Annotated in this window: 18 protein-coding genes and 2 pseudogenes; 12 read left to right on the top strand and 8 right to left on the bottom strand. The window is 72.7% G+C overall.

The genetic code is table 11. The features are described 5' to 3' along the window. The first annotated feature begins 40 nt into the window (after positions 1 to 40). On the top strand, positions 41 to 373 hold the full coding sequence (locus tag TNCT6_RS36540) for a putative quinol monooxygenase (RefSeq protein WP_141367314.1): 333 nt from the start codon (positions 41 to 43) through the stop codon (positions 371 to 373). Between the two features lie 52 nt (positions 374 to 425). Here TNCT6_RS36540 and TNCT6_RS40290 read toward each other — a convergent pair whose 3' ends face one another. Further along, the gene (locus TNCT6_RS40290) at positions 426 to 2,273 is read right to left on the bottom strand and encodes an exo-alpha-sialidase (protein WP_216372870.1); all 1,848 of its coding nucleotides are present in this window, start codon (positions 2,271 to 2,273) and stop codon (positions 426 to 428) included. A gap of 286 nt (positions 2,274 to 2,559) precedes the next feature. Here TNCT6_RS40290 and TNCT6_RS36530 point away from each other — a divergent pair, with 286 nt between their 5' ends. Together TNCT6_RS36530 and TNCT6_RS36525 are read left to right on the top strand one after the other, a co-directional pair. Continuing rightward, positions 2,560 to 3,438 (top strand): endonuclease/exonuclease/phosphatase family protein, encoded by an 879-nt coding sequence (locus TNCT6_RS36530; RefSeq protein ID WP_141367312.1) that lies wholly within the window; start codon positions 2,560 to 2,562, stop codon positions 3,436 to 3,438. A 107-nt stretch (positions 3,439 to 3,545) separates the two neighbouring features. Beyond that, positions 3,546 to 3,662: pseudogene (locus TNCT6_RS36525) on the top strand (oxidoreductase); the annotation flags it as partial. Positions 3,663 to 3,673: 11 nt separating this feature from the next. Here TNCT6_RS36525 and TNCT6_RS36520 read toward each other — a convergent pair. Beyond that, positions 3,674 to 4,396 (bottom strand): CBS domain-containing protein, encoded by a 723-nt coding sequence (locus TNCT6_RS36520; RefSeq protein ID WP_141367310.1) that lies wholly within the window; start codon positions 4,394 to 4,396, stop codon positions 3,674 to 3,676. Between the two features lie 603 nt (positions 4,397 to 4,999). Here TNCT6_RS36520 and TNCT6_RS36515 point away from each other — a divergent pair. Further along, positions 5,000 to 6,049, top strand: a complete 1,050-nt coding sequence (locus TNCT6_RS36515) for an aldo/keto reductase (RefSeq protein ID WP_141367308.1) — start codon at positions 5,000 to 5,002, stop codon at positions 6,047 to 6,049. Between the two features lie 32 nt (positions 6,050 to 6,081). On the opposite strand, the pseudogene TNCT6_RS36510 reads toward TNCT6_RS36515, so the two are convergent. After that, positions 6,082 to 6,456 (bottom strand): annotated as a pseudogene (locus tag TNCT6_RS36510) (3-hydroxyacyl-CoA dehydrogenase family protein); the annotation flags it as partial. A 504-nt stretch (positions 6,457 to 6,960) separates the two neighbouring features. On the opposite strand from TNCT6_RS36510, the gene TNCT6_RS36505 reads away from it, so the two are divergent. Further along, on the top strand, positions 6,961 to 8,385 hold the full coding sequence (locus tag TNCT6_RS36505; RefSeq protein WP_141367304.1) for a cytosine permease: 1,425 nt from the start codon (positions 6,961 to 6,963) through the stop codon (positions 8,383 to 8,385). 25 nt (positions 8,386 to 8,410) lie between these two features. Here the strand turns inward: TNCT6_RS36505 and TNCT6_RS36500 are convergent, their stop codons facing one another. From TNCT6_RS36500 to TNCT6_RS36485, 4 genes are all read right to left on the bottom strand, one after another. After that, positions 8,411 to 8,731 (bottom strand): CdaR family transcriptional regulator, encoded by a 321-nt coding sequence (locus TNCT6_RS36500; RefSeq protein WP_141367302.1) that lies wholly within the window; start codon positions 8,729 to 8,731, stop codon positions 8,411 to 8,413. Between the two features lie 83 nt (positions 8,732 to 8,814). Beyond that, positions 8,815 to 9,927 (bottom strand): P1 family peptidase, encoded by a 1,113-nt coding sequence (locus TNCT6_RS36495; RefSeq protein ID WP_141367300.1) that lies wholly within the window; start codon positions 9,925 to 9,927, stop codon positions 8,815 to 8,817. A gap of 72 nt (positions 9,928 to 9,999) precedes the next feature. Then, the gene (locus TNCT6_RS36490; RefSeq protein WP_141367298.1) at positions 10,000 to 11,145 is read right to left on the bottom strand and encodes a winged helix DNA-binding domain-containing protein; all 1,146 of its coding nucleotides are present in this window, start codon (positions 11,143 to 11,145) and stop codon (positions 10,000 to 10,002) included. An 81-nt stretch (positions 11,146 to 11,226) separates the two neighbouring features. After that, entirely contained in the window at positions 11,227 to 13,407 is a 2,181-nt protein-coding gene (locus TNCT6_RS36485; protein WP_141367296.1) for an MMPL family transporter, read from the bottom strand. Between the two features lie 209 nt (positions 13,408 to 13,616). Between TNCT6_RS36485 and TNCT6_RS36480 the strand changes: the two genes are divergently transcribed. Beyond that, a complete protein-coding gene (locus TNCT6_RS36480; RefSeq protein ID WP_141367294.1) occupies positions 13,617 to 14,741 on the top strand; it encodes a sensor histidine kinase in 1,125 nt (374 codons plus the stop codon). Continuing rightward, the gene (locus TNCT6_RS36475) at positions 14,738 to 15,400 is read left to right on the top strand and encodes a response regulator transcription factor (RefSeq protein WP_141367292.1); all 663 of its coding nucleotides are present in this window, start codon (positions 14,738 to 14,740) and stop codon (positions 15,398 to 15,400) included. Before TNCT6_RS36480 ends, TNCT6_RS36475 begins: the two co-directional genes overlap by 4 nt. A gap of 64 nt (positions 15,401 to 15,464) precedes the next feature. Here the strand turns inward: TNCT6_RS36475 and TNCT6_RS36470 are convergent, their stop codons facing one another. Continuing rightward, entirely contained in the window at positions 15,465 to 15,731 is a 267-nt protein-coding gene (locus TNCT6_RS36470; RefSeq protein ID WP_141367290.1) for a UDP binding domain-containing protein, read from the bottom strand. A gap of 774 nt (positions 15,732 to 16,505) precedes the next feature. On the opposite strand from TNCT6_RS36470, the gene TNCT6_RS40285 reads away from it, so the two are divergent. The 5 genes from TNCT6_RS40285 to TNCT6_RS36445 all read left to right on the top strand — a co-directional run bounded on the left by TNCT6_RS40285 (position 16,506) and on the right by TNCT6_RS36445 (position 22,151). Continuing rightward, a complete protein-coding gene (locus tag TNCT6_RS40285) occupies positions 16,506 to 16,679 on the top strand; it encodes a hypothetical protein (RefSeq protein WP_172633274.1) in 174 nt (57 codons plus the stop codon). Positions 16,680 to 16,765: 86 nt separating this feature from the next. Then, a complete protein-coding gene (locus TNCT6_RS36460) occupies positions 16,766 to 17,593 on the top strand; it encodes a class I SAM-dependent methyltransferase (protein ID WP_141367288.1) in 828 nt (275 codons plus the stop codon). After that, on the top strand, positions 17,590 to 19,359 hold the full coding sequence (locus TNCT6_RS36455; RefSeq protein WP_253266502.1) for a CoA transferase: 1,770 nt from the start codon (positions 17,590 to 17,592) through the stop codon (positions 19,357 to 19,359). Before TNCT6_RS36460 ends, TNCT6_RS36455 begins: the two co-directional genes overlap by 4 nt. A 75-nt stretch (positions 19,360 to 19,434) precedes the next feature. After that, on the top strand, positions 19,435 to 20,430 hold the full coding sequence (locus tag TNCT6_RS36450; protein ID WP_141367286.1) for a UbiA family prenyltransferase: 996 nt from the start codon (positions 19,435 to 19,437) through the stop codon (positions 20,428 to 20,430). 125 nt (positions 20,431 to 20,555) lie between these two features. Further along, positions 20,556 to 22,151: a class I adenylate-forming enzyme family protein gene (locus TNCT6_RS36445; RefSeq protein ID WP_141367284.1), complete on the top strand. Its 1,596-nt coding sequence runs from the start codon at positions 20,556 to 20,558 to the stop codon at positions 22,149 to 22,151. The last annotated feature ends 10 nt before the right edge of the window (positions 22,152 to 22,161 follow it).

Raw genomic sequence — 22,161 nt, 5'->3', positions numbered from 1 at the left:
GGGCGGCGCGGTGCGCGCAGAGAATCAATGAGGGAGACCGATGATCTTCATCACCGCCAAGTTCCGTGTCCGTCCCGAGTACGCCGACCAGTGGCCGGGGATCGCCGCCGAGTTCACCGCGGCCACCCGCGCCGAACCGGGCTGCCTGTGGTTCGACTGGTCCCGCAGCGTCGAGGACCCGACGGAGTACGTCCTGGTCGAGGCCTTCCGCGACGACGAGGCGGGGGCGGCCCACGTGCGGTCGGAGCACTTCAGGGCCGCGCAGCAAACCCTGCCGCCCCACCTGGCCGAGACACCCCGGATCGTCAACACGACCGTGGCGCAGGACGGCTGGTCGCTGCTGGGCGAGATGGCCGTCTCCGGACGGGAATGACCCACCGCCTCGCGGGAGTTCTCCCGCGAGGCGGTTCGACGAGAAGGTCGGGTCAGCTCAGTTCGACGCGCTCGCCGGTGTGCCCGACCACGGTGACGGTGTCGTCCGAGGTCGAGGTCCACGCGGTCACCGGTGTGAAGTGCCCCGCGTCCAGGTCCTCCTGTGAGACGACGTGGTACGGGAAGGCGCACGTGTAGGAGGCGTGCGCCGCGAGGCCGCGCCACCGGCAGTTGCGTGCGTCGGCCGCCGGGTCGAGGTCCTCGAGGTTCCCGCTCGGCACCACCGTGGTGGCCGCGTCGGACAGGTTGGTGACGGTGTAGGTGAAGACCAGCCTGTCACCGGCCCGGTAGCCGTCGTCCCGTGGGTTGGTGAGCGTGCCGCCGGTCACCCGGATGCGGCCCGGCGTGTTCTCGTCGGCCGTCTTCGGCACCTCGGCGGTGAAGGAACCCCGGGAGGTGCGCCCCTTGGTGTCCGTGAGCGTGGCGGTCACGGGGTAGATGCCCCCCGTCGCGTCCTCGGGGACGGTGAGGCGGACGGTGACGGCCCGGGAAGAGACCGGGAGGATCCGGTCCGGCGGCGTCAGTTCGTACGACCAGCCCGCCGGCACCCCGAGGGTGAGGTCCTTCACATGGAGGGCCGACCCGCTCTGGTTCGTCACCGTGAGCTCGAAGGCCGCCGTACCGCCGCGTTCGACCGTGAGGTTCCCGGCCGTGAGCGGCGCGGCGACGCCTTGGAGCCAGGCGAGGTTGAACCGGGCGAAGCGGATGCCGCCGTTGCCGCCGTCGGGCTCGTAGAGCAGGCCGACGTTGCCGTCGGGCAGGGTCGCCAGGGTCGAGTAGGCCATGCCGTCCGGCTGGAAGACCCGCGCGACCGGCCATGTCTCGCCGTCGTCGAAGCTCATCCGGACCGTGCCGTTGGCCCGTTGGCCGGTGGAGCCCGCGTTGGAGAACAGCAGCACCTTGGCGCGGTCCGAGCCCTTCGGCGCGTTGGGGAAGGCGCGCACGATGGAGGCGTTGTTCGCCGGGTCGGGCAGTTCCCGGTCGACGGTCACCTTGCCGTAGGTGACGCCACCGTCGTCGGAGATCGCGACCTTGCGGTAGCCGGAGCGGCCGGAGTCGCGGGAGTTGAGCATGACGTGGCCGTCGGAGAGCTCCACGGTCTTGTTCTCGTCCATGCCCGCGCCGACGGCTGCGCCGGCCTTCCAGGTCTTTCCGTGGTCGTCGGAGTACACGGACACGGCCTGGAAGACACCGTCGCCGTTGATGATCGTGTACTGCTGGAGCAGCCGCCCGGCGTACTTGCCGTACTTGAGTTGGATCCCCTGACCCGACGCCGCGAACCGGGAGCGCCAGCCGAGGTCGTCGGTGACGTCCGGGGTGATGACCCGGTGCTGCCAGGTCCGGCCGTCGTCGTGGGAGACGCTCACCTCGGCCTGGAGCACGTTGCGGTCCTCGGGGTCGACGCCGGGCCGGGACCCGCCGAAGCCCTGGTCGAAGGACTTCACGTGGAAGTTGAAGATGTCGCCGGTGGAGCGGTCGACGAGGTAACTGGGATCGGAGTAGCCCTCGATGGGCGCTTCCCGCTTGCCCCCGTGGACGACCGTCTGCTCCCCCCAGGTGGCGCCGTCGTCGGTGGAGCGGCGCTGGAGGATGGAGTTGGGGCCGGGCGCGTCGATCGCGGTGGGCCGGCCGTCATAGGCGGCGAGGATGTCACCGCGGTTGGTGACGGCCAGCGCCGGGATGCGGTAGTTCGGGAAACCCTCGCCGTTCGAGGCGAGTTGCCGCTCCGCGTAGAAGGGCTTGCCGGCCTGAGGGGGCGTGGCGTCGAAGTCCGGTGCCTGTTTGGTGGCCGCGGCCGCGGGCATGCCGCCCGCCAGTGCCACGACGGTGGAGAGCCCCACCAGACCTGCTCCCCATCGGAGCCTTCGCCGGAAGTGAGACATCGCTGTCCTATCGCTCGGAACGGCAGGGCGTCTGCCGTCGACGCGGATCATATGACGTCTGATGTCTGACGTGAACCCCTCCGGCTCACGTGATGTGCCACGGCGGGTACGACGGCCCGTCGCGGCGCTGAATCCCCGTCAGGGGCGCGACGGAGGCGGGCTCGACGTGGACGGCATCGTCAACCACACTCGTCACACCGGCTGTTGTGTGACTCTCCAAGAAGACGGTGAAGGGATCGACGGCATGAGGCCCACGTTCCGACGTCCTGTCCGGCGCGGCGTCGCCGCCGTGCTCGCCGCCACCGCCGCACTCGCCGTGGCGGCACCGGCGACGGCCGCGGACGCCGGCACCGCCGGGTCCCGCGCACCCGCGGTGCCGCTGCGGGTGGCGACCTACAACATCCACGCCGGGGCCGGCGAGGACGAGGTCTTCGACCTCGACCGCACGGCGCGAGCGATACGTGATCTGCACGCCGACGTGGTCGGTCTCCAGGAGGTCGACGTCCACTGGGGCGCCCGCAGCGACTTCGCCGACGAGGCCCGGGCGCTGGCCCAAAAGCTGGGCATGCGGGTGTTCTTCGCGCCGATCTACGACATGGACCCGGCCGTCCAGGGCGCGGACCGCCGCCAGTTCGGCGTCGCCGTGCTCAGCCGCCACCCGGTGCTCGAGGCCGAGAACCACGACATCACCCGGCTCTCCACCCAGACGCCCGATCCGGTGCCGGCCCCGGCGCCCGGCTTCGCCGAGGTGACGCTCAACGTCAGGGGCTCGCACGTGCACGTCTACGACACGCACCTGGACTACCGGGGCGACCCGTCCGTCCGCAGGGCCCAGGTGGCGGACATGCTCGACGTGCTCGCCGCCGACCACGGCCCGAAGATCCTGGTCGGGGACTTCAACACCGAGGCGAACGCTCCCGAGTTGGCACCGCTGTGGCAGCGGCTCAGGGACGCCGACCCGGACGGCGGAGGGACGTACCCGGCGATCCGCCCGGAAAAGCGCATCGACTTCGTGACGGTCTCCCCCGACATCACCGTGACCGGCGCCCGGGAGATCGCCACGGAGGCGTCCGACCACCGCCCGGTGGTCGCGGACCTGGAGCTCCACCGGCGCGGCCGCTGAACTCGCACGGCACCGCCGACGTCCACGTCGCGCCGGCCGGTCTCACCCGCCCCGACGGGACGGGGGTGCCACCCCGGTGCCGACTGCACCGCGCGGCAGGCCATCCGGAGGGCGAGCCGGACCACCGTGACCGGGTGCTCGGCGAGGAGGAACGCGCCGCGGGCGAGACCATGATGACCTGCGTCTCGCGGTGCCTGGGGGAACGTCTGATCCTGGACCTGTGACTACCGGCGGCTCACCAGCGGCGTCCGAAGCGGAGCCGGGGCGGTGACAGCACCGACGACAGGCCGTGCCCACCACCCGGCGCCGTGCGCGCACCGGCCTCCGAACGAGCCGAACCGCCGCGTACCGCCGGAGGGTTCAGGGTGTCGTCCCGGTCGAAGCCGAGCCGGTTCACCACCTCCACCACGCCGTCGACGCTGTCGCACAGCCGCACGGTGACCGGGATCAGGCTCCTGTGCTCCACTGTGCCGCTGAGTACGACCCGGCCCTCGGCGACCTCGACCGCGAGCGCCGAAGGCCGCAGACCCAGCGTCCGTACGATGACGTCCTCCAGGATCTCCCGCTGAATCTCGCGGTCCCGGCGCAGGAACAGCCGCACCAGATCGCTGCGGCTGATCACGCCGATCAGCCGGCCGTCGCCGTCCACCACCGGCAGGCGCTTGACCTTGTGCCGCTCCATCGTCCGCGCGGCACGCGCGGCGTGCCAGCCGGGCTCCGCGACCACGGCGGGGCTCGTCATCAGCTCCCCCGCGTTCCTCCCGGCGCCTCCGCACGTCTGCTTGCGGAGCAGGTCCGCCTCGGACACCACTCCTATCGGCCGGTCCTCGTCGTCGACCACCGGGACGGCGGTGATGTCGTACTCGTCGAGGACGCGTGCGATCTCCTTGAACGCCGTGCCCGGTCGCACACTCACGGCGGTGGGGCTCATCAGCTCGCCCACGCTGCGTCGTCTCATCACTCGGCGCCCTTCCTGTCGCCTCCAGTCCACCGCACGCGCCGCCTTGCCGCTGAGGCCGAACAGCCCCTGCCGGGACCCCGAAAGTCCCTTGGTACCCCGCGCGGTCACCCGTTTCGGCCGATGGCGGATTCTCGCCCGCTGAGAACGGCTCGTCGGCGCCTGCCGGTCGCCGCCCCAACTTCCAGGCACCGGGCCGCCGTCCCGCGCACCCCGCACACCGGAGCGCGAACCGTTGGCCGGCCGGCAGGGCCCGCGCCGTCCCCGCCGCTTCACCGCGGCACGCGGACCGCGCGCCGAGGACTTCGGCAGGAACCGTCCAAGCCTCTTTCCCGGCGTCGGGGCGCGTCCTGTATCGCGCTCGTCCTGGCCGCCGCCGGCACCTGCCCGCCGGCCGCCTGCGGCTCCACCACGAAAGCACCACCGGACCGTGCCGCCGCCACGAACGCGCCGCCGCACTCGCTCATAGCGGCTCCGTCGTCGAGGCCGTACGAGCCGTGCACCCCGAAGGAGCACCCTGAGCGGTGGGCCGCGCTTGCCTTGGAGAGGACTCCAATTCGTAGGGTCGGCCCGTCCAAGTGGGGCCCATCCAAGGAGAGTCGTATGCGCCACCGCGTTCTGGGCGGGACCGGTATCGAGGTCAGCCCGTACTGCCTCGGCACGATGATGTTCGGGTTCGTCGGCAATGCCGACCACGACGAGTGTGTCCGGATCATCCACGCCGCGCTGGACGAGGGGATCAACTTCGTCGACACGGCCGACATGTACTCGGCCGGGGAGTCGGAGACGATCGTCGGCAAGGCGCTGAAGGGCCGACGCGACGACGTGGTGCTCGCGACCAAGGTCCACTTCCCCATGGGGGACGGTCCCAACCGCGGCGGCAACTCACGGCGTTGGATTTTCCGGGAGGTGGAGGACAGTCTGCGGCGGCTGGGAACGGACTGGATCGACCTGTACCAGGTGCACCGGCCGGACCACACGACCGACATCGAGGAGACGCTCTCGGCCCTCACCGATCTGGTGCGCCAGGGCAAGATCAGGGCGTTCGGCTGCTCCACCTTCCCCGCCGACGAGATCGTGGAGGCGTACCACGTGGCCGACCGGCGGGGGCTCCAGCGGTTCCGCACCGAGCAGCCGCCGTACTCGCTGCTGGCCCGCGGCGTCGAGCGGCATGTGCTGCCGGTGGCGGAGCGTCTGGGAATGGGGGTGCTGACCTGGAGTCCGCTGGCCTCCGGGTTCCTGACCGGTCGCTACCGCAGGGGCCGGGCCCTCGATCTGAGCAGCGGGCGCCCCACCCTGCACCCCGACCGCTTCGATCCGTCGGCGCCGCGCACGGCCGCGAAACTGGAGATCGTCGAGCAGCTCGTCGAAGTGGCCCGGGAAGTGGGCTGCTCACTGCCGGAGTTGGCCATCGCCTTCCCGCTCGCGCATCCGGCCGTCACGTCGGTGATCATCGGCCCGCGCACGATGGAGCAACTGCACAGCACGCTCAAGGGCAGGTCCGTGGTGCTGGACGACGCCGTACTCGACCGGCTCGACGACATCGTGCCGCCCGGAACCGACGTCTACCCCCCTGACGGCGTCTGGACTCCGCCGTCACTCGCCATATCGGCGCTGCGGCGACGCCCGGCCGAGTCCCGGTCCGCCGTCTGAGGTTCGGCCGTCCGTCGCGACGGGGGGCGGGCTCAGGCCGTAGGGTAGCGGTGAAAGCCGCGGCCGGTCCTCCTGCCGAGGTGGCCGGCCTCCACCATGCGCTGCAGCAGCGGGGGCGGCGCGTACAACCGCTCCTTGAACTGGGCGTACATCGGGTCGTCGATCGCCTGCGTGGTGTCGAGGCCGATCAAGTCCGCGAGCACCGGCGGGCCCATCGGGTGCGCGCAGCCGAGAACCATGCCCTGGTCGATGTCGGTGGCGGAGGCGGAGGCGAAACCGGATTCGAGCAACCTGATCGCGGACGGCAGGTACGGCACGAGGAGCGCGTTCACCACGAACCCGGCGCGGTCCGTGGAGCGGATGACCCGCTTGCCGAGCACGGCGGTGGCGAAACGCTCCGCGCGTACCCGCGTCCGCTCGCCCGTGCCGCCGACGCCTGACGGGTCCGCGGCCACCGCGCCGGTCACCCACCTGCGCGAGGCCGCCGACCGGATACGGGCCGATCCGGCCGTGGTCGAACGGCGCGAGGACGCCGCGCCGCAGGCCACCCGGCGCGCCGGCGCGTGCCTCACCGTCTTCGCCCACCGTGGCCAGGCCCACGTCCCGCTGATCAAGGGGGAGCCCCGGGGCCGCCGTGCCGCCAGTTCACCCGCACATGAGCCGGTCGGCTCCGAGTCCGGCTCTCGGCGAGCACGCCGACGCGGTCGTCGGGCAGTGGCTCCGCGAGGACCGGGACCGGAGCCGCCGTCGGTGAGGCCGGGCGGCCACCGGCCGCAGGTTCGGGCCTCGCCACCCGGCCCAGGCAATCCTCAGCCCATATTTTGCAGCAAAGTATTGACCTCTCATTCATCCAATCCCATTCTGAATGAACTTATGCATGCCAGAAGCGGATCCGTGGAAGAGGGCAATCTATGACAGGCGTGGTCGAACAACGCTCGATCGATGTCGTCCCCGACGCCGAACGGCACGGCAGCGCGTTCAGCCAGTTCACTCTCTGGCTGGGCGCAAACCTCCAGATCACCGCGGTCGTCACCGGCGCGCTCGCCGTCGTCTTCGGCGGGGGCGCCTTCTGGTCGATCATCGGTCTGCTGCTCGGCAACCTGCTGGGCGGCGCGGTGATGGCCCTGCACTCCGCCCAGGGACCGCGCCTCGGCCTGCCGCAGATGATCTCCAGCCGGGCCCAGTTCGGCGTCCGCGGAGCCGTCGTCCCGCTGGTCCTGGTCGTCGTGATGTACGTCGGCTTCTTCGCCAGCGGCAGCGTGCTGGCCGGCCAGGCGGTCGGCGAACTCACCCACCTCGGCGACACCACCGGCATCGTGATCTTCGCCGTCGTCACCGCGGTCACCACGCTCGTCGGCTACCGGCTCATCCACACCCTGGGACGGGTGGCCAGCGTCGTGTGCGCAGTCGCCTTCGTCTACCTCGGCATCCGCCTCCTGGAGCACGCCGAACTGAGCACCCTCCTCGCCAACCGCTCCTTCGACCTGCCGCTGTTCCTTCTCGCCGTCTCCCTGTCCGCCTCCTGGCAGCTCGCCTTCGGCCCCTACGTGGCGGACTACTCGCGCTACCTGCCCCGCTCCACCTCTCCCCGCGCCACCTTCTGGTGGACCCTCGGCGGCTCGGCCCTCGGCTCCCAGTGGTCCATGACGTTCGGCGCGCTCGCGGCGGCCGCGGCAGGCAGCGCCTTCGTCGACAACCAGGTCGGCTACATCGTCGGCCTGGGCGGCGCGGGCCTCGCGGCCTCGTTCCTGTACTTCGTCATCGCCCTGGGCAAGCTGACGGTGAACGTGCTCAACACCTACGGCGGTTTCATGTCGGTGGTCACCGGCATCAGTGGCTTCCGCGGGCAGCGCGCGCTGTCCACCCGCGGCCGCGCCGCCTACATCGCCGGGATCATGATCGCGGGAACCGCGGTCGCGCTCCTGGGCAAGGACAGCTTCCTGACCTCGTTCAAGGACTTCCTGCTCTTCCTGCTCACGGCCTTCACTCCCTGGTCGGCGATCAACCTGGTGGACTACTACCTGATCGCCAAGGAGCGCTACGACCTGCCCGCCCTGAGCGACCCGCACGGCCGCTACGGCGCCTGGCGCATCAAGGCACTCATTGTCTACGGCATCGGCCTTCTGGCCCAACTGCCCTTCCTGGCCACCAGCTTCTATACCGGCCCGCTGGTGAAGCCGCTCGGCGGCACGGACATCTCCTGGATCGTCGGCCTGGCCGTACCCGCCTTCCTCTACTGGCTCACGGCCCGCCGCGACACCGCCCACGTACCGGACCGCATGATCCTCACCACCGAGCCGGGGACGAGGACCGCTTCCCCCTTTCCCACCCCCTGACGGCGGCGAAGGCGGTCGCGCCCGCTCATGGCCCCGGCGGTGCGCCGGCGGGGCCGGCCTCCAGCGCCAGGAGGGCCGGCCACAGCTCCGTGCGGTCGGCCAGGCGGTCGGGATCACGGCCGGTGGGCCGCTCGATCAACCGCAGCCGATAGCGCGAGCTGTTGCGGTGGAGCCTCAGCTCCCGGGCGGTCGCGGCGGACGCGCAGTCGTGGGCGAGGTACGACCGCAGCGTGGTGACCAGCTCGGCCCCCTGTTCCTCGTCGTGCCGCAGCAGCGGCGCGAGCACGGCGTGGCCCAGCTCCGGCAGCGGCAGCGGCAGCGGCAGCGGCAGGTCCGGATTGCCCATCAGCAGTCCGCGATTGCCGAATGCGGCCGAAAGCCGCGGCCCATCGCCTCTCCGCCGTGGAGCGCATGTCAGCCGGACGGCTGTTACCGGCCGCCTGACAGTGGGGTTGCCGCAGGATCCGTGAGGGCGTCGAGCAGCCGGTCCGCGGGCAGGGCCGGCAGTGTGCGGCCGCCGAAGCCCGTGGTCGTGGTCGCGGCCAGCAGGGAGTTGAGCACCGCCTCCTCGACGGCGTCGAGGACGGCTTCGAACAGAGGCCCCAGTTCGGCGTCCGCCACCGGGGCGTCCGCCACCGGGGCGTCCGCCACCGGGGCGCCCGCCTCCGGTCGGGTGCCGAAGGCGATGGCGTAGTCGCCGCTGCCGTGGCTGTAGGCCGCGCCCGTGCGGGCCAGGGCGAACACGGCCCGCCGCGCGACGCGGGTGAGCTGCCGCGCGTCGACGGGCGCGTCCGTGGCCACCACGATCATGCAGGAGCCGGTCTCCGTGACCGGCGCCGGGTCGCCGGTCAGGCCCAGGGACCGCGGGGTGACGCAGCGGCCGAGCACCCGCAGCGTGCCGCCGAAGTTCGCCTGCACCAGGACCCCGGCCGTGAACCGCCGGCCTCCCAGTTCAGGGGTGCGCGAGGCGGTTCCGATCCCGGCCTTGAACCCCAGGGCGCCGGTGCCGGTTCCCGCGCCGACGCAGCCCTCGGCCACCGGACCGCCGACCGCCCCGTCGAGCGCGGTCCGGACGTGCTCCTCGTGCACCGGCCGTGCGCGGATGTCGGACAGGAAGCCGTCGTTGCACTCGCCCACCACGGGGTTGAGGCTCTGCACCTCGCCGCATCCGGGCCGTTCGAGCATCCACCCGACCAGGGCGTCGGCGACCCGGAACGCCGACAGGGTGGAGGTGAGCAGTACGGGAGTCTCCAGCGTGCCGAGTTCGGTGACCTGGGTGGTGCCGATGAGCTTGCCGTAGCCGTTGCCGGTGAACACCCCGGCGGGCAGCGGAGACTGGGGACCGACCGCGTCGGGCACGACCGCGGTCACTCCGCTGTGCACGTCGGGGGGACGCCGGACGGTGGTGTGCCCGACCCGGACTCCCGGTACATCGGTGATCGCGTTGAGGGGCCCGGTGCCGCCCCGTCCGACGACGATGCCGAGGTCACGGGCCCGAGGCCGGGTGCCCTGTGCCGACTGGACGTGCGCCATGGGTTCCATACGACCGGACGCTACGCGCCGCACCCTTCGTTCGGGGCGGCCGGGTCGGCCCGCAGCGGCGTGCGGCACCGCTCAGTCGCCGCGCAGCAGGCGTGTCTCGTCGGCCGGCAGCCCCTTCGTCCACCAATGGCCATAGCGCCGGTAGACCGTGTCCTCGCGGTCGGCGAGGAACTGCATGAGCGAGCCGGCCTCCGTGGCCAGTCCCCGCCAGACGTGCTCCGGAAGCGGGTGGAAGGCGGTGGCCTCGATTCCCCCGTCGACGGGACGCCAGACGCCGGCGACGTAGCCGTCGACGAGGAGGGTGGGCAGCACGTCGCCGTTGACACGCGTCACAAGCTTGCGGTACGCGGGTGGGATGACGCGGCCGCGATCGGCGTAGGCCAGCAGGATGCTGTCCCACATCGCCATCAGTCTGGGCGGGGCCGGGGTGTCCTCGGCCGGCCGCGGCGCGCCGGGGATGTCGTACAGCACCGTGCCGTCCGGGCCTTCCAGTTGCTCCAGTTCGGCGGCGAGTGACTGCACCGCCGCCCTCACTCTCGTCCGCTGGACCAGCGCGAACTGTGCCATGTCCGCCACCGAGGCCGGGCCGAAGCCCTCCAGGTAGCGGCGTATCAGAGTGCGCAGACCCGCGACGGCGGCGTCCGGGTCGGCCAGCTCCGGCGGCGTGCCGGCGGCGACGTACGACTGCTGCGTGCCGAACGACCAGGGCCCTCCGGTGGGCGCGTGCCACAGCGGCGCGTACTGCCGCAGCATCCGCCAGGTCACCGGTTCCACCGGCGTGCCCAGCAACTCCTCGAGCCGGCCCCGGACCTCGGCGGCGGACCGCGGCCGGCCGGTGTACTCCAGCAGTCCCGGGATCAGCGCGTCGGCGTCGGCGGCGGTGAGCCCGGACGCCGTGAAACGGGAGTCGCCGAGCCGGGAGGCGCGCAGTGCCGGCTCCATGGCCTCGCGGAATGCCTGGTAGTCCTCGGCGTGGACCATGTGCAACGTGATCCGCATCAGCGTCGACCTGACCGCCCGGTGGCCGGCCACGGCGGCGTCGAGGCCGGCCGGGTCGAAGCCGCTGAGCCGGTTCCACAGCGCCAGGTACGGCGAGGCGGGCTGCTGTGCCTGGAGAGCGACCACACGCCGCACCGCGTCGGCGGCGGTGAGCGGCTCCCGGTCGAGCAGCAACTGACGGGCGAGGGTTGAGCGGTTGAGGGCGCGCGAGGTCACCATCCGGTCATCATGCCGAGCTTGTCTCGCGGTCGTGCGGGGAACCCCGCCCAAGGGTCCCCCGCACTCCGGCCGGAGCAACGGTCAGGCCCTGGCCTCCTCCCCGGCCTCGGCACCTTGAACCGCGGTCACCTTCGGCGAACGGCGTCCGGGCATCCACCAGTTGGCGTTGCCGCACAGTTCCATCACCGCGGGGACGAGGATCATCCGGATGATGGTGGCGTCGATGAGTACGGCGACGGCCATGCCCAGACCTCCCTGCTTGACCGCGACGTCGGGGCCGAGCAGCGAGGTCGTGAAGACGGCGACCATGATGGCGGCCGCGGCCGTGATGACCTTGGCGGTCCGCGCCATTCCGCGAGCGACGGCCGTCCGGGTGTCGCCGGTGCGCTCGTACTCCTCACGGATCCGCGAGATCAGGAAGACCTCGTAGTCCATGGACAGGCCGAACAGGACCGGGAAGATCATCATCGGCACCCAGGTCGTGATCGGCATCTCGGTGGGAAAGCCGAGCGCCGAGCCCAGCCATCCCCACTGGACGACCGCGACGAGCACGCCGTAGGCCGCGCCGATCGCCAGCAGGTTCATCACCGCGGCCTGCAACGCGATCGTGACCGACCGGACCAGCGCGATGAGCAGCACCAGGGACAGCGCGATGACGACCGCGATCATCAGGGGCAGGCGCGAGCCGATGTCGTCGGCCATGTCGATCGTGCCGGCGTTCGGGCCACCGACGTAGACCCTGTCGCCGCCGGGCGCCTTGGGCAGCACCTCGTCGCGGAGCCGGTGCACCACGTCCGCGGTCGCCTCGTCCTGGTATCCGGTCCGGGGGAAGGCCATGAGGATCGCGGCCTGCCCGTCCTTGCTGAACTGGGGCGGCGTGGTGTGGGCGATGCCCTCGGTCCCGCCGACCGCTTCGACGACGGGACCCAGATCGGTGTGGTCGGAGCCGACCTCGGCGGCGAGGATCAGGGGTGCGCCGTAGCCGGGACCGAAGCCCTCGGAGAGGATCTTGTACGAGGTGTAGCTGCTCCTGTCGTGGGGCTGGACACTGGCGTCGGGGTTACTCAGCCGCATCGACAGCGTGGGGGCGGCCAGCACCAGCAGGACCGCGCCGGCCAGTACCGCGGCGACCAGCGGCCTGCGCTGCACCACGCCGGCCCAGCGCTCGGCGAGGGTACGGCGCTCCCGCGCCGGAACACCGCCGGCCCCGCTCCGGCGGGACGTGCGACGCGGCAGGCGCAGCGAGTTGATCCTGTGCCCGGTGAAGCCCAGGAACGCCGGCAGCAGGGTCACCGCGGCGATCATCGTCACCAGCACGATCACCGAGGTGGCGACGGCCACCCCGGTCATCAGCCGCTGTCCCATGACGATCAGGCCCATCAGCGCGATCACGACGGTCGTACCGGCGAACAGGACCGCGTGACCGGCCGTTGTGATGGCCTTGACCGTGGCGGTCTCCGGCTCGTCGCCGGCCTGCAGGGCGTCCTTGTAGCGGGTCACGATGAACAGCGCGTAGTCGATGCCGACGCCGAGACCGATCATCGCGGCGAGGATCGCGGTGAAATCGGGTGACGGGACCAGGTATCCCACCAGCTTCATCAGGGCGATGCCGGCGACGATCGCCAGCAGCGCGGTCACGATCGGCAGCCCCATCGCCACCAGTGACCCGAAGGCGATGAACAGGATCACCGCCGCCGCCACGATGCCCACGCTCTCGGACGAACCCTGCGGGGGCGTCTCGGCCTTCTCCGCCTTCTCCCCGCCCAGCCCCAGCGTCACGCCGTCGCCGGAGGCTTCCTTGACCATGGTCACCAGGGGCTTGACCTCGGACTTCTTCACATCCTTGGCGGTCAGCGGGATGGTCGTACGGGCGATACGACGATCCTTCGTCACCAGATCCTCGTCCCTGTACGGCGAGGTCACCGGTCCCGTGAGGGGAGAGGCGTCCAGATCGGCGATGACCTGCTCGATCTTCTGCCGGGCGGCGGGGTCGTCGATCCCCTTCTCCGCCTTGATCGCGAGAGTCAGCGTATCCCCCTGCCGCTCGGGGAAGTGCTTCTCGATCAGCGCCTGCGCCTTGGCGGAGTCGGAGCTTCCGCCGGAGAAGTCGTTGTCGGCGGCGGCGCCGAAGCCGAAGCCGGCGAACGCCACGGCGATCACGCCGACGATCCAGGCCAGGAGCACCAGGCGGCGCCGCCGGTAGCAGAACCGGGCAAGTCCCGCCAGGGCTCCTTCCGTACGGGGGGTGTCGGTTGCCGTCATCTTCTCCTCCTGCGGCTGGACGTCGCCCGATCATGTCCGCCGGACCCGTCCCCGAACGTCCCGCAGGCGCGGACACTTCGGGCTGCCGCCGGCGGCGCACGCGGCCGCGGCGGATACCGCGGGCGCCGGCCCTGTACCGCGGGTGCGGTACGGGGGCGCTCGTCCGCGAGCGTGATCCGCCCGCGGCGGCATCCCGTTAGGGTGCGCCCATGGACAGAGCACGGTTCGGTGTCCCGGCCGGTGTCGGGGACTGGGCGATCGCCGTCGGCGTGGCGGGGGCGCTGCTGGCCACCGGGCTGTCCGGGGAGCACTCCGCCGACGGACTCGGCCCGCTCGGCTACGCGTTGCTGGTGGCCGGCGGTCTGGCGCTGGCCGCGCGCCGCCGGGCCCCGCTGCCCGTGCTGGCCGTCACCGGAGTGTGCGCGGTGGGTTACCAGGCGGTCGGCTTCGATGTGCCCGCCGTCGCCTACCTGTTCGCGGTGTACGCCGCCATGCGGGCGGGGCACCGTACCGTCACCGTCGCGGCGAGCGTGGCCATGCTGGCCGCCCTCCCCCTCGCGGCCCTCGCCTCCCTGCACGACACGGGGGAGGCGTTCGCGCAGGCCCGCGGCGCCCTCGAAGTGGCCTGGCTGATCGCGGCCGGCGCGGCGGGCGAGGCGCTGCGGCAGGCCGAGCGGCGGGCGGACGAGGCCGAGCACACCCGGGAGGAGACCGCGCGGCGCCGCGCCGACGAGGAACGGCTGCACATCGCACGGGAGTTGCACGATTCGCTCACTCACCAGATCTCGATCATCAAGGTGCAGGCCGAGGTCGCCGTCCATGTGGCCCGCAGGCGCGGCGAACAGGTGCCGGCGGCCCTGCTGGCGATCCAGGAGGCGGGCCGCGAGGCGAGCCGGGAACTGCGCGCGACCCTGGAGGCGCTGCGCGACGACGACACGGCCCCGCCGCGCGGTCTCGACCACGTCCCGGAGCTGGTGGAACGGGCCCGTGCCATCGGCCTGGACGCGACGCTGACGATCAAGGGGCAACGGCACGACGTGCCCGCCGCGGTGGACCGGACCGTGTACCGGATCGTGCAGGAGTCGCTGACCAACATCGCCCGGCATGCCGCCGCGGATTCGGCGTCGGTCCGGATCGACTGCCGTCCGGACGCGCTCACGATACGCGTCGACGACGACGGCAGGGCCACGCCGGGCACCGCCCCCGTGCCCGGCGTCGGACTGCTCGGGATGCGTGAGCGCGTCACCGCCCTCGGGGGCCGGCTGCGGGCCGAGCCGCGTGTCGAGGGGGGCTTCACCGTCCAGGCCGAACTCCCCGTGGAGCAGACGTCGTGATCCGTGTCCTGCTGGTCGACGACCAGCCGCTCCTGCGCAGCGGGTTCCGCGCGCTGCTCGACATGGAGGACGACATCGAGGTGGTGGCCGAGGCCGGTGACGGGCAGGAGGGCCTGGCCCTGGTCCGGGAGCACCTGCCCGACATCGCGCTCATCGACATCCGGATGCCGGTCCTCGACGGCATCGAGGTGACCCGGCGCATCGCGGCGGACCCGGCGCTGTCCGGGGTGCACGTCGTCATCCTGACCAACTACGGCCTGGACGAGTACGTCTTCGACGCGCTGCGCGCCGGGGCGGCCGGGTTCCTCGTCAAGGACATCGTGCCGGAGGACTTCCTGCACGCGGTGCGTGTCGCCGCGCGGGGCGACGCCCTGCTCGCGCCGTCGATCACCCGCAAGCTGATCAGCCGGTACGTCACCCAGCCGCTCGACACGGGAGCCGGCCCGGGGCTGAAGGAGCTGACCAACCGCGAACGCGAGGCCGTCGCCCTGGTCGCGCAGGGGCTGTCCAACGACCAGATCGCCGACCGCATGGTGATCAGCCCGATGACCGCGAAGACCCACGTCAACCGGGCCATGGTCAAACTCCGGGTCCGTGACCGCGCCCAACTCGTGGTCCTGGCCTACGAGTCGGGTCTGGTGACCCCGCGAAGCCGTTGAGCGAGGCGGGCGGCCGTGCCGGTCGGGGCGCTGCGGCACCCGGGGTGAGGACGGGCGTGGCTGATCAACCTGCCTCACCTGTGCTCCTGGCCTGGGGATCCCCCCATGGACAGGAGCGCTGATGACGGCCACTCGCATGGTGCGGATCGTGGAAGCGGACCGTGGCGCCGAGCGCGGTCAGGCAGCGGGCCACCGCGGTCACGGGTGACTCGCGCAGATCGGCGACGTCCGGCTTGCAGGTCATGCCGAGCAGCGGCACTTCGGCCCCCTGGACCGCGCACCCCGCTTCGTCCCGCAGCGCGGTCACCGGCCGCGCCACATGGGCGGGCATCTCGCGGTTCACCCGCCGCGCGGCTGCGGCCGTCCGGAAGTCGAACGCCGCCGCGCGGCGGCGACCGTCCGGAAGGCGAACCGTTCCTGGAGACCGAGCGGGAGTGAGTCCTGTTGCCAGAACCCGTGCGCAGCCGAACACCCCGAACGGTCTTGGGTGTTCTGGTGCATTCGCTCCACGTCCGGCGCGCACGGATCCTGTCCGTGGTCCGTGGTCCGTGGTCCGGGGACACGGGGGCGGTTTCCCTCGCTCCCTCCCCCGCCGGGCCGGGCCTGGGCGGTCCGATGCCCGTGCACATCGCTCTGGTGTGCACGGGGCGGTGCCGTCCGTCGCCTGATCCGGTGTCCGAGGGCGCGCCTGCCGATGGCCACCGAGGCGGCGGCGTGTCGGCCGGTCATGCGGGTCTTGCCGGTGAGCGGGGCTTGCCAGTGCTGGGCGCCCCGGACGCCGGTGCAGGCGGGATCGACAGCGATCACGCCGATGGCGGCTTTCGCGCACACGCAACGGCCGTCACCGCTGTGCGTCGTGCACCGGGCCGCCGCCCCGGAGGCCGACAGGCCGCGCGCATCCGACCGGGCGATCACGGTCACTCCGCGCAGTGAAACCCGCGCGCCCCCGGAACCGGCCGTCCCGGCGGCAAACCCGTACCGCCCGGCGGGGATGCCGCGGTACGGCCACGAACGCAGTCGACACGGACAGCGAGATGACTGTCGCTCAATGTGATCTTCTGTGAGTGTCGCCGGTTACCGGGCCCGAGATGTCCAAGGAGATCTCATGCACAAATCCGCTGTCGGAAAGCGCTTCACCACCGCCCTCGCCACCGCGTCCCTCCCGGGCGTCCTGAGCCTGGCCGGCTCGGGGTCGGCCCACGCGGCGAGCGCGGGCGTCCCGGTCCTCCCCGGACACGGCATGCACACCACGCAGCTGTCCGGCAGCTTCTCCTCCTGACACGGCGGACGGCGGACAGGGCCGGGGTCGCCCCGGCCTCACCCGCGCGCCCGGTCCCGTACTCACCCGCATCCCAGGAGCACTTGGTGAAGTCCGCTCTCCACGCACCCGCCGCCGCGGTCGCGGATCCCGGCGAGGGATACGCCTTCGACAACGACAACGTCCACGCGACGGAGCAGCACCGCTGCCTCGCCGCGTCGCTGGATCCGATCACCACCGCGCGGCTGGCCGGCACCGGAGTCACCGACGGCTGGCGCTGCATCGAGGCCGGCGCGGGCGGCGGCAGCGTCGCCACCTGGCTGACCGAACGCGTGGCGCCCACCGGCGAGGTGGTGGCCACGGACATCAGTCCGGTGCACCTCCCCGAGCACCCGCGCCTTCGGACACCGCGGCACGACGTGACCCGCGACCCGCTGCCCGAGGAGGCCTTCGACCTGGTCCACTCGCGTCCGGTGCCGCTCCGTCTGCCGCACCGCCGGGCGGCGCTCGCCACGATGACCCGTGCCCTGCGCCCGGGCGGGTGGCTGCAACTCGACGCGTTCGACATCGACCACGGCCCGGTCCTGCTCGCGCCGAGCCGTGCCGGAGCCGAGGTGTACGAGCGGTTCCTGGCGGCCAGGGCACGCGTGTTCGCGCAGGCGGGAGCGGACGGCAGCTGGGGACGGCACGCCGCCGGGGCCCTGCGGGACGCCGGGCTCGTCGACATCGACCCGGTGCCCTTCCTGATGCCGTGGCACGCCGACTCGCCCGGCGTCCACCTCCTGATCCACCACACCCACCACCTGCGTGACCGTCTCGTCGCCGCCGGCATGACCGACGCCGAACTCGCCGAGGTGCGCGAGGTGATGCGGCATCCACGGTTCCGGGCCGGCTCGTGCGTGATCTACTCCGTGCAGGGGCGGCGGGCCCGGTGAGCGTCGACGCGTGTGTACGGACCGAGGCACGTCGGACGCCGGAACCGCACCGGCCGCTGGCCGGGATCCAGGTGAGCGCCGCGGGCGGTTCGACGGCGCTCGCGGTCGCCGCCGGCCACCTGGCGCTCCTCGGCTGCGTACCGGCCACCGCCGGCCCGGAGCACGGCACCGGTGACAGCCGTCCGGGGCACGGCACGGGTGACGCCGGTGACGCGGGCACTCTCGTCGCCGTCACGGGTGCCGGCAGCCTCACCTGCGCCATCGACTGGGCGGGCCCGGTGGCGCTGCCCCTGGCGAGCGAGGCCGATGTGCAGTCCGCCTGCGGCATCGCCCACATCCACGGGCGCCGGTACGGGGAGCCCACGCCGCTCGGCCTCGACTACGCCGGAACGGTGGCCGGGGTGCTCGCCGTGACCGGCATGCTCGCCGCGTTCCACGCCGCCGCGCGCGGCACCCGGATCGGCCGGGTGCGCACCTCGGTCGCGCAGGGCGCGCTCCTCGCCACCGGCCAGTACCTGGCCATGGCGAGCGCCGCCCGTACGCACCCTGCGGACAGGCCGGTGCCGCTGAGGTCCCCCGGTCCGGGCGCCGGCGCACCGCCGTTCACCAGCGCCGACGGGGTCAGGTTCGAGATCGAGACACTCGATGCCGAGGCCTGGCAGCGTTTCTGGACCGTCCTCGACGCCGAACGGACCGCGATCCGCCGGGGCTGGCAGCCGTTCCAGAACCGGTTCGCCACCGCCGTCTGCCCCCTGCCCGCCGCACTGCACCGCGTCACCGCGCGGCGTTCCTACCAGGTGATCCGTTCCGTGGCCGCCCGGACCGACGTCAGCGTGCTGCCCGTCCGCGGCCCCGACGCGCCGGAGCCGGGCGACCTGCCCGAGACCCCATGGACCGTCAGGGCACTGCCCGCGGACCGGCGGACCGCGGTGGGGCCCTCCGTGCCCTCACCCGCCGCGGCCTCCCCCACGGTGTCCCGGCCGCTCGCCGGGCTGGTCGTCGTCGAGTCCACCGGACGGGTGCAGGGGCCGCTCGCCGGACACGTACTCGCCCGGCTCGGGGCCCGGGTCGTCAAGGTCGAACCGCCGGGCGGGGATCCCCTGCGCGGCATCGAGCCGCTGGTCGGCGGCTGCTCGGCCCGGTTCCTGGCGTTCAACCACGGCAAGGACGTGGTGGAGGCGAACCTGCGGACCCCGAGTGGCCGCGGCACGCTCCGCGAACTCGTCCGCGACGCCGATGTGTTCCTGCACAACTGGGCCCCCGGCAAGGCGGCCGCGTGGCATCTCGACGCCACCGATCTGGCCGGTGTCCGGCCCGGCCTCGTCTACGCCCGGGCGTCCGGCTGGGGCGAGGCCCTCGGGCCCACCCCGCCGCTCGGCACCGACTACCTGGTGCAGGCGGGCAGCGGTCTGGCCGGGCTGACCGCGCGGCACGGCGAGCCACCGACGCCGTCGCTGATGACGCTGCTCGACGTGCTCGGCGGCCTGGTCTGCGCCGAGGGGGTGCTGGCCGCCCTGGCGGCGCGCTCCACCGGCGGCCGCGACAGGCACGGCAGCGCCCCACTGCTGCGGGTGGACACCTCCCTGCTCTCCGCCGCGACCGTACTGACCCGGCACGGATCCGGCGCCGCCCCCTCCCGACGTCCCGGGCCGTCGGTGCCGCTGACGTCCGACCTCACCGAACTCGCCGCGGACCCGCGGTTCGGCGCCGCGCTGACCCGGGCCGGCTGCGTCCTGCCCGGCATGCCCTGGGAGTTCACCGCATGACGGGGACCTGGACCACGGCGACACCGCTGCTCCGCGCCCCGCGGACGCCCGGCGCCACGACCTCAGGGAGCGTCCATGACCAGTGAGCTCAGCACCGGCACCGCCACGGAGCCGCCCCAGGAGGCCGGCGTCCGCACCGGCCGGCGTCCTGGGGCGCGGCTGCCCGCCTACCTCCGGCCGGCCAGGCCCGGCATGGTCGGCCACTACCTCAGCCTGGCCGTCGTCTGGTCGCTGCTCCCCGCGTCCCAGCGGCTCGACGGGGCGTCGCTGGCGACGCTGCTCGCGTTCCTGCTGGGCGAGGTGTGCCTGGTGGCGGCGGCCGTCGCGTTCGACGACGTCACCGGCTACCGGGGCGGGAGCGACGCCGCGAACCACGGTCCCGACGCGCCGGCACGGGCACTGGCCCGCAAACCGCTGCCGGCCGGGACGCTCACCGAGGCGGCCGCGGTCCGTTTCGCCTGGTGCGCGCTCGTCGCCGGGTGCCTGTGCTGGACGGCGGCGCTGGTCTGGGTGCCGCACCGCCCGTGGTGGGCGGTGCTCGTCCTCGTGGCCGCCGCCGCCGTCGTCGTCCCGCAGTACTCGTGGGGCCTGCGGCTCGGCTACCGGGGCTTCCAGGAAGTGTTCCTCGCCGTGGTCGGCTGGGCCTTCGTACTGCCGCTGTTCGGCCTGCTCACCGGGGAGGCGACCGGGCCCGCGGCCGTGGAGGCGTTCCTGTTCGGGCTGGGTCCGGTCCTGGTCGGCGTGTACTCCGACACCCACGACGCCGAAGGGGACCGCGCGGTGGGCCGGCCGGTCGCCGCGTGTCTGCTGTCCCTCAACGGCAACCGCCGGTTCATCGGGGCGCTCTCGGTGCTCGAGACCACGGCGATCGTCACCGCGCCGCTGCTGGGGTTCTGCCCGTGGTGGTTCCCGCTCGCCTTCGTCCCGCTGAAGGCGACCCGCGTCCTGCAGTTCACGGTCGGCATGGTGCGCGGTGACGTCCTGCGCGGCCGGCTGATCGGTATCCGGGCGCACCGGATCCTGGTCGTCACGCTCGTGGCGGTCAATCTCGCGATGACCGGCCTCGCCTGAGCCCGAAGGGCGGGGCGAGGACCCGAGCGGCGTCCCCGCGCTCCGTGCGGAAGCCCGCCCGGACCACCGCGCCCCACCGTCCATCAGCTCCCGTGCGCGTAACGGGATTTCTCGGAGGTCACCCGATGAAACTCCTCGCCCCCGGACCGTTCTTCGACGTCCTGGCCGACCGCGGCACCGGAACGACGGTCCATCTGAGCCGACCACTGGACATCGCGGACGACGGCAGGACGACGTACGACATCCCGGACCTGGCCCATCTGGTGAGCCAGGCCGCGGGCTGGCTCGAGGGGCTGGGCGTGACACCGGGCGACCGGGTCGCCGTGATCAAACCCAACCACTGGGACTACGTCCTGCTCGCCTGTGCCGCCGCCCGCATCGGCGCGGTGCCCGCGCTGATCTCCGACCGCCTCCCGGTGGAGACGCTCCAGGTGCTGCTCAAACGCCTCGACGCCAAGGCCCTGGTCACCACCTCGGCCACGCTGGCGGCCGCGCGCGGCGCGGAGACCGACCTCACCGCCTTCACCCGCCGCACCCTCACCCTCGACGCCCCCGCACCCGGCGCGATCCCGCTCGCGGACGTGCGCGGCCACCGGACGCCGCCGCCCCGTCCCCGCCCGGACGACCTGACCTTGGCCATCATGCACACCTCGGGAACCACCGGAATCCCCAAGCTGGTCCGGCACTCCGCCAGAACGCTGATCCACCGGATCGCCGCCGACGAGGCCCGGCGCCTGCCCCTGGTGTCCACCCGGCGTGCCGACACCGTCGCCCAGGCGGCATCGTACGCACACGGGCGGGGCCTCGCCTGGACGATCAGCGTGTTCTGGCTCGCCCCGCGCGCGGCGGTGATCCTGGACGCCTACGACGCCCGGCTCGCCGAACCCGTCCTGCGCGCCCATCCGCCGACCGTGCTGGAGGCCGCACCCTCGGCCTTCGTGCGCTGGCAGCCGCTGGCGGCGTCGCCGGACAACCCCTTCCACGACGTGCGGCTCTACGTCAACGCCTTCGACGCCGTGCACCCGCCCACGGTACGGACGTTCCTGAGCGCGACCCGGCGCCGGCTGCCGCTGTGGGTACAGGTCTGGGGGCAGTCCGAGACCGGGCCGCTCACCTTCCGCTGCCTGACGCGCAGGTCGGTACGCGCGACCGGGGAGCGCCACCCCACCACCCGGGACCTGGGGCGGACGGTGCCCGGCAAGGCCGGACTGCGCGTGGTGGACCCGACGACCCTCCAGCCGGTGGGGCGCGGCAGGCCCGGCCTGGTGCAGGCCCGTACCAGAACGCTGTGCGCCGGATACGTCAGCGAACCGGAGCGGATGCGCGCCAAATTGTCCGGGCCCTGGTTCACCACCGGGGACCTCGGCCTCATCACCCGCTCCGGCCGGCTGCTGCTGCTCGACCGCGAGGTGGACACGATCCCCGACGGCAGCTGCGTCGAGATCGAGGACGTGATCCACGACCGGCTTCCGGAGGTCGTCGAGGCGGTGGTGCTCGGTCGTGCGAGCGGACTGCCGCAGCCGGTCCTGGTGACCCGGGACGGCACGCTGGACCCCGGCGCGTGGCAGCAGGCCGTGACCGACCTTCCGCCGCTCGGCGAGCCGACGGTGCTGTCCCTGGACCAGCTCCCGCTCACCGCGACGGGCAAGGTCCGGCGGCAGGAACTGCGAGACCGGCTGCTCGACGGGGCACCGCCCTACGGCACCGGACGATGGACCTGATCCGCACCCG

This window comes from Streptomyces sp. 6-11-2, assembly GCF_006540305.1.
Classification (GTDB): domain Bacteria; phylum Actinomycetota; class Actinomycetes; order Streptomycetales; family Streptomycetaceae; genus Streptomyces.
This window is presented reverse-complemented; position numbering and strand designations above follow the sequence as displayed.